General features: G+C 38.1%; 14 protein-coding genes. 7 read left to right on the top strand and 7 right to left on the bottom strand.

Features of this window, described 5'->3' with window-relative positions:
- The first annotated feature begins 19 nt into the window (after positions 1-19).
- The 3 genes from J2Y67_RS00305 to J2Y67_RS00295 all read left to right on the top strand — a co-directional run bounded on the left by J2Y67_RS00305 (position 20) and on the right by J2Y67_RS00295 (position 3,252).
- Complete coding sequence (locus J2Y67_RS00305; RefSeq protein WP_396954023.1) at positions 20-1,354, top strand: CitMHS family transporter; 1,335 nt, start codon at positions 20-22, stop codon at positions 1,352-1,354.
- Between the two features lie 59 nt (positions 1,355-1,413).
- Positions 1,414-2,337: an AEC family transporter gene (locus tag J2Y67_RS00300; RefSeq protein ID WP_310169497.1), complete on the top strand. Its 924-nt coding sequence runs from the start codon at positions 1,414-1,416 to the stop codon at positions 2,335-2,337.
- 351 nt (positions 2,338-2,688) lie between these two features.
- Complete coding sequence (locus tag J2Y67_RS00295; protein WP_310169496.1) at positions 2,689-3,252, top strand: DUF2062 domain-containing protein; 564 nt, start codon at positions 2,689-2,691, stop codon at positions 3,250-3,252.
- An 893-nt stretch (positions 3,253-4,145) separates the two neighbouring features.
- Here the strand turns inward: J2Y67_RS00295 and J2Y67_RS00290 are convergent.
- A complete protein-coding gene (locus J2Y67_RS00290; protein ID WP_310169494.1) occupies positions 4,146-5,099 on the bottom strand; it encodes a D-2-hydroxyacid dehydrogenase in 954 nt (317 codons plus the stop codon).
- A gap of 300 nt (positions 5,100-5,399) precedes the next feature.
- On the opposite strand from J2Y67_RS00290, the gene J2Y67_RS00285 reads away from it, so the two are divergent.
- The gene (locus tag J2Y67_RS00285) at positions 5,400-5,648 is read left to right on the top strand and encodes a hypothetical protein (protein ID WP_310169493.1); all 249 of its coding nucleotides are present in this window, start codon (positions 5,400-5,402) and stop codon (positions 5,646-5,648) included.
- On the opposite strand, the gene J2Y67_RS00280 is transcribed toward J2Y67_RS00285, so the two are convergent.
- Positions 5,643-5,879 carry a hypothetical protein gene (locus J2Y67_RS00280; RefSeq protein ID WP_310169491.1) on the bottom strand — a complete coding sequence of 79 codons (237 nt, stop codon included), beginning with the start codon at positions 5,877-5,879 and terminating at the stop codon, positions 5,643-5,645. The genes J2Y67_RS00285 and J2Y67_RS00280 overlap by 6 nt on opposite strands.
- A gap of 3 nt (positions 5,880-5,882) precedes the next feature.
- On the bottom strand, positions 5,883-6,080 hold the full coding sequence (locus J2Y67_RS00275; protein WP_310169489.1) for a hypothetical protein: 198 nt from the start codon (positions 6,078-6,080) through the stop codon (positions 5,883-5,885).
- A gap of 171 nt (positions 6,081-6,251) precedes the next feature.
- Between J2Y67_RS00275 and J2Y67_RS00270 the strand changes: the two genes are divergently transcribed.
- A complete protein-coding gene (locus tag J2Y67_RS00270) occupies positions 6,252-6,758 on the top strand; it encodes a hypothetical protein (RefSeq protein ID WP_310169488.1) in 507 nt (168 codons plus the stop codon).
- Positions 6,759-6,774: 16 nt separating this feature from the next.
- Here the strand turns inward: J2Y67_RS00270 and J2Y67_RS00265 are convergent, their stop codons facing one another.
- Positions 6,775-7,095, bottom strand: a complete 321-nt coding sequence (locus tag J2Y67_RS00265) for a hypothetical protein (RefSeq protein ID WP_310169487.1) — start codon at positions 7,093-7,095, stop codon at positions 6,775-6,777.
- Between the two features lie 352 nt (positions 7,096-7,447).
- On the opposite strand from J2Y67_RS00265, the gene J2Y67_RS00260 reads away from it, so the two are divergent.
- Entirely contained in the window at positions 7,448-8,656 is a 1,209-nt protein-coding gene (locus J2Y67_RS00260) for an MFS transporter (protein WP_310169486.1), read from the top strand.
- A gap of 393 nt (positions 8,657-9,049) precedes the next feature.
- Positions 9,050-10,186 carry a glycerate kinase gene (locus J2Y67_RS00255; protein WP_310169485.1) on the top strand — a complete coding sequence of 379 codons (1,137 nt, stop codon included), beginning with the start codon at positions 9,050-9,052 and terminating at the stop codon, positions 10,184-10,186.
- A gap of 114 nt (positions 10,187-10,300) precedes the next feature.
- On the opposite strand, the gene J2Y67_RS00250 is transcribed toward J2Y67_RS00255, so the two are convergent.
- The 3 genes from J2Y67_RS00250 to J2Y67_RS00240 all read right to left on the bottom strand — a co-directional run bounded on the left by J2Y67_RS00250 (position 10,301) and on the right by J2Y67_RS00240 (position 11,943).
- Positions 10,301-10,576 (bottom strand): YqhV family protein, encoded by a 276-nt coding sequence (locus J2Y67_RS00250; protein ID WP_310169484.1) that lies wholly within the window; start codon positions 10,574-10,576, stop codon positions 10,301-10,303.
- A 190-nt stretch (positions 10,577-10,766) separates the two neighbouring features.
- Positions 10,767-11,531: a sulfite exporter TauE/SafE family protein gene (locus J2Y67_RS00245; RefSeq protein WP_310169482.1), complete on the bottom strand. Its 765-nt coding sequence runs from the start codon at positions 11,529-11,531 to the stop codon at positions 10,767-10,769.
- A gap of 130 nt (positions 11,532-11,661) precedes the next feature.
- On the bottom strand, positions 11,662-11,943 hold the full coding sequence (locus tag J2Y67_RS00240; protein WP_310169481.1) for a hypothetical protein: 282 nt from the start codon (positions 11,941-11,943) through the stop codon (positions 11,662-11,664).
- Positions 11,944-12,050: the final 107 nt, after the last annotated feature.

Raw genomic sequence — 12,050 nt, 5'->3', positions numbered from 1 at the left:
AACGTTTTCACCTCTGAAAATTTCGATTATTATAAATTTACAAACAAAAGGGGTGAAGACAATGTTAGCAATTTTAGGATTTTTAATGATTATTTGTTTCATGGTTTTAATTATGACCAAACGTCTTTCAGCCATGATTGCACTCATGGTAGTGCCAATTATTTTTGCTTTAATCGGCGGGTTTGGCAAGGATATGGGTCCGATGGCATTAGAGGGGATCAAGAGTGTAGCACCAACAGGAATTATGATTCTCTTCGCAATTCTCTTTTTCGGGATCATGATTGATGCCGGAGTATTCGATCCAATTATTCGAACCATCTTGAAGGTAGTAAAAGGAGATCCGGTAAAAATAGCAATTGGTACAGCCGTACTTGCACTATTAATCTCCCTTGATGGAGATGGAACAACCACTTATATGATTACGATTTCCGCGATGCTTCCATTGTATAAACGAATTGGCATGAAGCCATTGGTTTTAGCGGGAATCGCTGTATCAGCATCAGGAGTAATGAACTTGCTACCTTGGGGAGGTCCTACTGCCAGGGTAATGACTGCATTACATCTTGAAATGGGCGATGTATTTACACCGGTCATTCCAAGCATGATTGGCGGAGTGTTGTTTGTATTATTTATGGCATATTGCCTTGGAAGAAAAGAGCGTAAACGGATCGGAGTATTGGAAATTGATTATAGCACAATGGCGCAGATGGCAGCTACAACAGAAGATGCTTACCTCAAACGTCCAAAATTAATTCTAGTAAACTATTTGCTTACGATTTTACTATTAGTTGCTTTAATTCAAGAAGTCCTTCCGACAACTGTATTGTTTATGATTGGTTTTGCCATTGCAATCACCATCAATTACCCGAATTTGAAAGAACAAAAAGAACGAATCATGCACTATGCGGATAATGCGTTATCTGTTGTTTCCATGGTATTTGCAGCCGGTATTTTTACAGGAATTCTTACAGGAACAAAAATGGTGGATGCCATGGCAAGCAGCATGATTTCTCATATTCCTGATGCACTTGGTTCTCATTTTGCAGTTATCACAGCCATTATTAGTGCACCATTTACCTTCTTTATGTCAAATGATGCCTTTTACTACGGAGTTTTACCATTGCTGGCAAAAGCAGCAAGTGGGTTTGGAATTGATCCGGCGATGATTGGACGAGCATCATTATTAGGATTACCAGTCCACCTATTAAGCCCGCTTGTTCCTTCTACTTATTTATTGGTTGGAATGGTTGGTTCAGATTTTGGAGACCTGCAGCGCTCCTTCTTAAAATGGGCTTGCGGTTCAACGGCAGTGATGATTTTAGTAGCCCTCGTTTTAACGATTATTCCATTCTAGGATAAAGAGCTCCTGCTTTTTGGGGCTCTTTTGAACTTTGGAAAATTTAGGAGAGTCATATGTTTATATTTTTTCATATCTTATTGAATGTTGTTTTACCTGTATTCCTTTTAATCGGAGCAGGGGTTTTCCTGCATCGAAAATTTCATTTTGATATGAACACATTATCGAAATTAAATACGTATTTTTTAATGCCTGCTGTCAGTTTTACCAATATTTATCAAAATAATGTTGGTGGAGAAACACTGCTTCATATTCTTGGATTCCTCAGTTTACAAGCAGTTAGCTTGATGATGATCAGTGCATTCATTTCCAAAGTGGCAAAATTTGATAACGGTTTATCATCCACTTTTAAAAATAGCATTGTCTTAAATAATTCCGGGAATTTTGGGCTGCCTGTCAGCCAATTGGTGTTCCACCAGAACCCATTAGGTGCATCCATTCAGATTGTGGTGATGATTTTTCAGAATTTGCTAACGTATACCTATGGTTTGCTAAATTCTGTTTCAGTGGATCACAGTAAAGTGAAAGCATTGAAAGAATTTTTGAAAAATCCGGTGATTTATGCTTTTTTGTTGGGATTGCTGCTCCATACTCTTCAGATAAAAATTCCAGCATTTTTATGGGCGCCTGTTAAAAATACATCCGATGCTTTTCTGGCAGTGGCGCTGATTACACTCGGAGCACAAAGTGCCTTCTTGAAATTTAGCCGATTCTCTTTGCCGTTAGTCTTAAGTTTGCTTGGTCGTCTTGTCCTTTCTCCGATCATTGCATTCATCATTATTTTCACTTTAAAATTGGATGGTACTACAGCACAGGCCTTGTTTATCGCAAGCTCTTTTCCAACGTCAAGAAACAGCGCACTTTTCGCCTTAGAGTATGGAAATCATCCAGAATATGCGGCACAGGTGGTATTAATGTCTACTATATTTAGCATGGTTACTGTAACGACTGTGGTGTATTTATCTTCGATTTTATTTTAGTTTGATGGGACCGTTCAATGAACAGAACGGTCTACTAGTTTCTGAGTGGTTCAGGAAAGGAAAAGGACAGGGTGGTTTTATGCAGCCGGGAAAATCGTGCCATAAATGAAGAAAAAATCGACAGGGGGTTGTGGCCTTGTCGATTTTTTGTTTGGAAGGATAAGACGATGAGACATATGAAAGAACCTAAATAAGGCGTCGATTGTTGTTGAAACCCAAAGAAGTATTAAATTTCCTGTCTAAAAAATATAAAAATAGTGACAATCTTACGTGAAAATTGATTATAATTAATACAAAGTTATTATTTTGTGATTTTTGACCAATTGGCCTGCTACAAAGGAGGTTTTTCATATGAGCATAAGGCAAAAGAGGTATAATTTTTTTCAGCGCATTGGACGTGCGTTTAGGTTGAATTTTTTAAAACTGTTTCGTTCTCCTGGAGGGGCCAAAAAAGTATCATTGGGATTTGCAATTGGCTTTGGTATGGAAATGTTAGTGATTTCATCTGCATCACTTATCTATATATTGTTTATCCCGATTGTCCGTCTGGCCAAAGGCTCATTTCCGGCTGCAATTATCGGAAATGTTATTGGTAAACTAACCTTTCTGCCTGTAATCCTGTTACCTTTTGCAAAAAGAATTGGGAAAGCGGTCTTCCCATTGAAGGTGAAGATTGGGCACAGTACACCATTTTCATTTGATAAACTATTGCATGGCGATTTTAGTGTCTTAATCAATGTCCTGCACGGGGGAGTCCATGTTTTAATTGGAATGACCATTTTTGGTCTAGTTCTTGGCATTCTTTCCTATTTCATTGTCTATTATTTGTATGAAAAGCAAAAAACGAAACGACTCACGAGAATTCGTGATAAACAAGACCTTCGAAAAAATAGCCTGAATAAAAATTTAGTATGATTTTTGATGAATGAACGGTCACCTATTCCTTAACATGGTGACCGTTTTTTTGATCCCCAAATCCATTCCATTTTTCATATGAGTTAAAAAAAAGGGATTGAATCTTTTGTTGAATAAGAATTCGTTATCTATAACTTAACGGGTTCTCTTTAAAGGTGCAAAACAATAAATCGCAATGCAAATAGGGTGTGAAATCGCAATGATTTTCTCATCCTATTTTTTATTGCTATATCATTGTTTTTTGGCAAAATAGCACATAAAGTCACATAGTAAATAACAACTTGCGAATAGATTTTCTCTATCTGATAATTGGATTGTTAAAATAGATGTGAATTACTATGTTAAATTATGTATAAGAAAGTAGTCATAAACAATACATCCCTTTTACCAATGAATCGGATTATCAGATAAGGTTATTTATTTTGGCTCTAATATAACTGAATGTTGATTTCACAGAGTTTGAAAAATAAACGGTAAAATTCCGTCTAAATTGGGAAATACCCATATTTCCCTAAAAATAAAGGAAGTTTTTCCGTTTATATTATCCAAATCTTTGGATTTTGTCTTATTTAGAGCAGTTAATCGGAATATCTCCGCTTATATCTGCTTCTTAAGCCTCCACAATATACATTAGCCGGAAATTCTCCGACTATGAATTCTTATACCTACACGAAAATCAACAATGATGAATAACAGAGCCTTGATTTTAAGGACATTGTTTAAATATCTTAAACACGATAAATTTTTGGGGTTTATATGGGTTTAAAGAAATATAAAAGCATGGTGAATTCCTTTGCGAATTACCATGCTTTTCCGTAAGTTATTTAACCTGTTTCTTCACTTTTTGTACTTCAAAAGAGAACCCGTTAATCTATAACTGGGGAGCTCTTTTTTTAATATCCGCGCTTTCGATCAACGATTCCCAGCAAGGTTTGTTGATTTAAGTACCTTTTTAGATTATCTGCAAAAAATTGGGTCACTCCAGCAACGGTGCTTGGACCGGATAAGTGAGAGGTGACATAAACATTTGGTAATGAATAGAAGTCATGATCCTTTGGCAGCGGTTCTGTCTCAAAAACATCAAGGACTGCTGCTTTTAGGTGCCCATCCTTCAGAACTGCTTGTAAATCATTTTCAGCAATCAATGCACCGCGGCCAACATTCACAAGACAGCTTTCAGGCTTCATCGCGTAAAGGATATCACGATTGATAACATGGTAAGTTTCATTTGTTAAAGGAAGTGTGAGGATAAGAAAATCAAGATCCTTCACAAAATCCCTCCATTGGTTGGACGTGAAGTGATGGTCCACGATTTTGGCATTTTTTCCACTAAAACTTAATCCGTGAACCTTCAAGTCAAATGCTCTTGCTTTCCGAACGATTTCAACTCCGATTGATCCAAGCCCGGCGACCCCGATCGTTTTTGCGGCGAGGGTGTCAGATAGAAAGGAATCCCATTTCCGTCCTGTTTGAGCTTGTCTCATTCGGGGTACGTCTTTGACGATATGCAAAAGATAGGCAAATACATATTCAGAAATATACGTGCCAAATTGGTCGACAATTCGGGTGAGGAGAATGTCTTCAGGGATGGATGAATCGGTCACTAAATCATTCACGCCAGCCCCCATTGACTGAAACCAGCGGACAGATGAGGCATTCGGCGAACTCAAGAGTTCAGTGGGGAATTTCCAGCCTAAAATAACCTCGGTACCGGGTAAAAACTTTTCTGCTTCCTCGTAAGTTGTTGCGGCCCTTGCAGCAGTGAAACCACTTTCCCGTACACTTTCGGCATATTCTTCAGCATGGTTAGGGTCATATACCAATATATTAGGCTGTGATAATTTCATAAATAACACTCCTTTATAATCCACAAAAAATAGGTACCGAACAAAAAATAAAATTATAGCGCTAAACCCATTCAACTATAAAACAAATATTGTGAATTATCAATTAGGTATCCCTCAACACTACTCATCTAAGAATATTAGCAAAAACTTACCTTTGATGAAGGCAAAATTAATCTATATAATAAAAACAGAGCTGGCATCCTGCACAGCTCTGTTTTACTTTCAGTAAGTTTTTTCACAGAAAGCTTTTTAAATACATAAGATACTTTAAAATAATGGTTAGAACGGGAGGAAATTGCAGTGCCTTCAGTGATTAATTTAGGAATCATGAATATAAATTCTCCCCAGCCTAATGCAGCCGTTTTTGTTGGTGAATCCATTGTTACAGGAATGGACGGTAATCGAAAATATAATTTAGGATTTGGCGGTCTTTATGGTTGCTTTAATGTTAGTGCCGGTAATTTAAGTAATAATGTAGATAGCTTTGAAATGATTGATGGAGTAATCTTTGACCAGGATTTTAAACCAAATGTTGGTTCGAATTTATAGGTCGGCTGGATTCTTTTTCATAGGGTCAGGCTCATAGTTCGTTAAGGAGGAGCCCGTATGATCAAACGTGTTTCCATCTCCATGGATGTTTCCTAATCCCTGGTTATGTTTTTTACTGTTTTTAAAGTCTTCAATAAAATTGTTTCCGATGCTAAAACAGGAAGCTCCTTCAATGGTGCCAATTTTAATTGTACCAATATGAAAGGTTGGCGATAAAATTGGAGCAGACACGAATTATTCCTCCCATGTTTTTTTATTTTTAATCCAATAATTTTCGATTAGCTTATTTTTATCTCCTGCAAATGTTCCACCTGCTTCATTTTTAATACTCTCATATCGGAATTGCTTTAGTGTATTTTTTTTGCCTAGAAAAATACCTGAAACATTTTTCATTTTTTCTACCGATATATTTCCTAAATGAAGATGAATCATTTTTAACACTCCCACTCTTTTGTTAGATTAGTCTATTCAACTTCTGGGCGAATGTCACAATCTTTCAGGATTTGTTAGGCATTCATCACAAACTGGATTACGTAAACATAAACTTAGGTCAAGGAATGTTTTATAGATGAGAAATAAATCATACGTAGGGAACGATTTGGGATGAAAACGTCAAATTTTCATTTTACTGGTGATATAAATGTTAAAACTATGCAGAGACAATCCGGAATTTTTATTGGAGACCGAAATAATGCCGTTGGCTGGAGCGCACATGGAAAAGATAATAGTGTGATTGGAAGTATTGGCGGAACATCTAATTATCTTTTTCATAATATTTTAATCCTGAATGACCCTGATTATATTGATACGCCCATCGATGACCGAGATATTCATTTTTCATTTGAAAATTACGGGGAAGAAGAGCATACAACGAATTTGGACCTTGAGAGTTTAAATGTGAATACGATGTATCAGAATAGCTCGGTATTCGTTGGAAAAGGGCATATAACGGGGGTAGATGGAAATGAAAAAGCTAATTATTCACAGGGCGGTTTATTTGGGGACCATAATCATCTGTTGAATAATGTGAATCTGAATAATGATCAGGATGTGGTCGATGCCATTATGAATGATCAAGATATTAAAATTGCCAATATCAATAAGGGATGATACGAGGAGTAGATTGTTAGAATTCATTTCGGAACCGAAAACCCTTTGCTGTTTTTGTCATCTTTGCGTCATCACTTGATTCGGATTCAGTCATGGCTTCTTGTTTTGCATTTTCTTTCTTTATTTTTTGAATGAGTGGCTTGGTCAGTTCCTCGGAGCCTGTAATGTTGTTGCCAATAATCAATTTTCCGCTTAATTCGTCAATTTCAATATTATCTAATCGAAAGACGATGTTCTCTAAATGGTCAACTTGTACATGATCAAAATGGATATTCTTGCTTTTATGATCGTTTTGTTGTTTTTCTAACAATTCAATAATTCGATCTAATTTTGTCATAATCAGAGGGGATAGTTGATTTTCTCTTTTTTCTTGTTTTTTTCTAAAAGAAAAGAAGTTAAACATAAATTCCCTCCGTTACGCTTGCTGTAGCGACCTCTTTTAAAAATTTTATGCAAAGGGGATAGGACTTAGTAGTAAAATAACCAGCTGCCTCATCCCTTTCCTAATAATGGCGAAAAAACACTTTGCTTATGGAGCAAGTGTTTTTTTATGTTGCATTTTTCCATACCCTAATATTTCGGGAATGAAAATAACTGATGTGTGTGTTATGATGGCAATATCAAACAGATAGGATGGATAGTGGATTACATCTTTGTCATTCTAAGGAAATAGTGGGAGAGCGATTAGAATGGAAACGTGGAAACGGAATTTATGGGTACTTTGGATTGGTTGTTTTTTTACATCAGCCAGTTTTTCGATGGTCATCCCTTTTTTACCCCTTTTTCTCTTACAAATTGGAGTGCATCAGCATACGGAAATGTGGTCAGGGCTGCTATTTAGTTCGGCATTTTTTGCAGGGGCAATTGCCTCTCCTCTCTGGGGAAGGGTAGCGGACCGGTACGGAAGAAAGCCGATGATTATTCGGGCTGGTTTTGTTCTGTTTGTCATTTACACGTTAATGGCCTTCGTGACGAACCCTTATGAGATCTTAGCATTAAGAATTATGCAGGGGCTATTGAGCGGATTTATTCCTGGTTCTATCGCATTAATTGGGACGAATACACCAAATGAAAAGATCGGCTACGCACTTTCCCTCATCTCGACCGCAACGGCATCAGGGGGGATTGTTGGACCATTACTGGGAGGAGGAATTGCTCATCTCGTTGGAAACCGATTAGCCTTTGCTAGTGCAGGAATCTTTGTCTTCATTGCTACATTCCTGATAATTTTCTGGGTAAAAGAAGAAAACTTCACTCCAAGCAAAGAGAAAGGCTCTGTTAAAAATGATTTCAAGGTGGCTTGGACCAATCGGACTTTAATGATGGTACTTACTTTAACCGTCGTAACAAGCTGCTCGATCATGACGATTGAACCGGTGCTCCCATTATATATTGTTAAATTGGGGAGTTCTTCTGAGGATGCGTCCTTACTAGCCGGTATCGTATTCTCGCTTCCGGGAATTGCCAGTGCCTTGTTTGCTCCCTATTGGGGAAGATGGGCGGACAAAGTGGGCTTTCAAAGAGTGCTGGTCATTGGGCTGTTAGGCGGCGGAGTTGGAACATTGGCGCAAATTCTTTTCGGTGAAATTTGGGGATTTTCGCTCATCCGTTTTGTTTATGGTGTGTTTTTCTGTGCCGTCTATCCCGCATTAAATGGGCTCGTTGTAAAATCCACACCGGATGCTTTCCGTGGAAGAGCCTTTGGATTGAGTCAAACCGCCAATCAAATTGGTGGAATGATTGGTCCGATGATCGGCGGTTTTATTGGCGGGATTTTTCCGGTACAAATTGTATTTGTGGTAACCGGCTTATTACTTTTAACCGCGATGGGATTGGCTTATAGGAAAGGGAATGTTTTAAACAAACCTTTAAAGAGAAAAGTAGCAGTTGGAAAATAATTAGTTTTAACGTCACTCAAGAAGTGGCGTTTTTTTTGGTCACATTTTTATGAAAGCGCATACATTTATAACAAGGGGGTGATTATATGCTGTATCCGTATGGAAATGATTATATTAAATATTTAAACAGTGAAAGCTCTTACGGTATGACTTATGATCAATGGAAGGACAAGAATTCGAAAATGAATTCAGAGAAATTTAATCAATTGGGGGACAATAAAAGTATAATAAATAAATATTCGAATTTTAAATAATGGCGCCTTGATGGTGCTTTTTTTTCAGGCCGGAAGTTTGATAACAAACGTCGATGTCTGGTACGGTAAAAATGGGGTGCGTAGTCCACCTCGCTTTTTAAAAATAATAATGATAATTACATGAAAAGGAACGATATTGATGAAATTTGTTTTGGCACCTGATTCCTTTAAGGAAAGTATCACGGCTAAAGATGCTGCCCTTGCAATGAAGGATGGGATTCTAAAGGTTTTTCCGGATGCTGAGTGCATGATTGTTCCGATGGCGGATGGGGGTGAGGGAACAGTTGATTCCCTTGTCAGCTACGAAAACGGAAGCCTTCTCAAAATGGAAGTGACAGGTCCGCTTGGAAGGAAAGTAAAAGCTGAATATGGATTACTTGGGGATGGGAAAACGGCAGTCATTGAAATGGCCAGTGCCAGCGGGATTCATTTAGTGGGAAAAGAGGAGCGAAATCCGTTACTTACAACGACCTATGGCACAGGTGAACTCATTAAATATGCCCTCGACCAAGGGGTTACCCGGATTTTATTGGGAATTGGCGGAAGTGCGACAAACGATGGCGGCATCGGGATGCTTCAAGCCCTTGGTGCTTCATTCAAAGATGCAAAAGGGGAAGAGCTCCCGTTTGGCGGCGGGGGATTAGGACATCTTCATACCATTGATTTAAGCGGTTTAGATAAGCGAATTAAAAACGTAAAAATAGATGTAGCCTGTGATGTCAACAATCCTTTAACAGGTGAGCTTGGTGCATCCTATATATTTGGACCGCAAAAAGGCGCGACCCCAGAAATGGTCAAATATTTGGATCAAAATCTGAAACACTATGCAGACAAGATTAAAGCACTATTGGGAATTGATATTGACATCGTCGAAGGGGCCGGTGCTGCCGGCGGGCTTGGTGCTGGATTAATGGCATTTCTTCGGGCCGAGTTAAAAAAAGGTGTAGACCTGGTGATTGAATATACCAGACTTGAGGAAAAGATTAAGGATGCCGATTTTGTTTTCACCGGTGAAGGCAGTATTGATGGACAGACCTTATTTGGCAAGACTCCATATGGTGTAGCCGCAACCGCAAAAAAATATCAAGTTCCGGTTATTGCTTTTGCCGGAAAAATAGGAGATGGGGTTGAGGTACTATATGAGCATGGATTTACCTCGATTGTAGGGATTTTAAAGGGAGTAACAAGCTTAGAAAAAGCCTTAGATGCTGGTTACGATAATTTGGCTCATGCAGCAGAGAGTGTTTGTAGAATTTTGGCTATAGGTAAAAAGTAAACGTACTGAAAACCATGTTGCGTAATAATTAGGAAGGACAAATCCAAAGGATTACCGCTGGTTTGTCCTTCATGACTTTGATTAAGAACATTTTCAATTTGAATTCCCCATAATTTACCCCTTCATTGCTCCAATTAAGATAAAACAAACCCCGAGGAATATCCATGCTATTTTATAAAGTGAAATGCTTCCAACCAACCCTAAAACGCCAATGGTGGTGGTTAGGATTAAAATAATGGGTCCTACAAGGGCAAGAGAGCTATTCACCATTAGGGCTTTTTCGACGGAGTTAAATTTGATCATTAAAATGGCGGCAGAAATTTCAATGCAACCTGACAGAATTCTTAATAATGCCATTCCCAATACCGCTTTTTCAATAAAAATAAACATTTTTGCCTCCCGAAGAAAAAATATATCTAGAAGAGTATATGTTATATTTTTCAAAAGAAGGACAGGTTAAAAAAATGTTTTTATTTCAAGGGTGTTTTAAAGGTCAATGTTGATTTCCTAACTGTGTTGATTGAAGCGGAAATCAACAGGCCCATTTCAAAAGAATAACGGCTAGATGCAGCCGTGTTTTTTAAATTAACTTAAATCCACTAAATAAGATAATTAATGCCATTATCGTTCGTAATGGTTTTGCGGGGAATTTTGAGGATAGGGTACTTCCTATTAGGACTCCTGGGATGGAGCCAAGCAAAAGATTAAACATTAGGGAGTAGTTAACGTTGCCAAGCCCTGCATGCATAATCCCGGCAGCAGTGACCAATAAAAATGCGTGGGCAATATCCGTTCCGACTAATTCAGAGGGAGACATTTTATACAAATAAAGCATTGCCAAGGCAAATAATGAGCCCGACCCAATTGAGGTTAACCCGACAATAAACCCCAGGATTGCCCCGATTGCAATGGTCAAAGCACGTTTTTCCTCCAGCGGTTTTATTTGAAAGGGATTCCATTCGAATTTTTCTTTGATAAAGGTTTTAATCAGTGTGGTTAGTGCGACCAATATTAACACATAACCTAAAGCATGTTTAATGACAAGTTCTTGATTATGAAAAAAGGTATCGAACAGATGGAGAGTCCCAACTGCAAGGATTGTACTTGGAATACTGCCAATTGCGAGATACTTCACAAGTTTTAGATTGATCGTCTTTTGCCGCCAATGCTGAACAGAGCCGAAAAATTTCGTTATGGAATTATAGGCAAGGTCCGTTCCAACTGCTATTGCTGGATTGATCCCTAATAAAACAAGGACGGGGGTGAGTAATGCGGCGCCGCCTACCCCTGTAAGCCCGACTAAAATGCCGATAAAAAGCCCCATTACAATAATACCAATACTCATAAGGCATACACTCCAGATAATTTAAATCTATATTTATCCTTAAATTATGAAGTGGTTATATGCCTTGTTACAAACCTTAGCGGGAAAATAAAAAGAGGGATCATTCCTAGTTTTTACTCATTTTACCGGTTCAATTTTTTTCCTCTTCATTTAGCTTTATCTTTTTACATCCGACGTACAAGCAAGAGAAAATATCCAAACCATGCTTCGCTTTGGCCAATCCTTTTAAATAAGGTGTAACTAAATCCTTGAAGTCTGCGGCAACTCCTTCTTCCTCCAGAATCCCATAAACATAAAGTTTTTTTTCATCAAATAAAAAGGCCACATTTCCGACAGCTTTATTTGTGGAATCAACCACATTTAATACCTGAAATTGCGGAGTAACTACTTCAGGTGAAAAATAAATTTGCATTCTAATCTCCTCCTTTCCTATCGCTTATCATGTAAAGTATAAATTTTTTGACTTCGAGAATTGTCCAGCTCCAGCGCCTAGCCCCTCGAGGGAAAAAATGAACTGCT

This window comes from Neobacillus niacini, from assembly GCF_031456445.1.
Lineage (GTDB): Bacteria > Bacillota > Bacilli > Bacillales > Cytobacillaceae > Neobacillus > Neobacillus niacini_I.
This window is presented reverse-complemented; position numbering and strand designations above follow the sequence as displayed.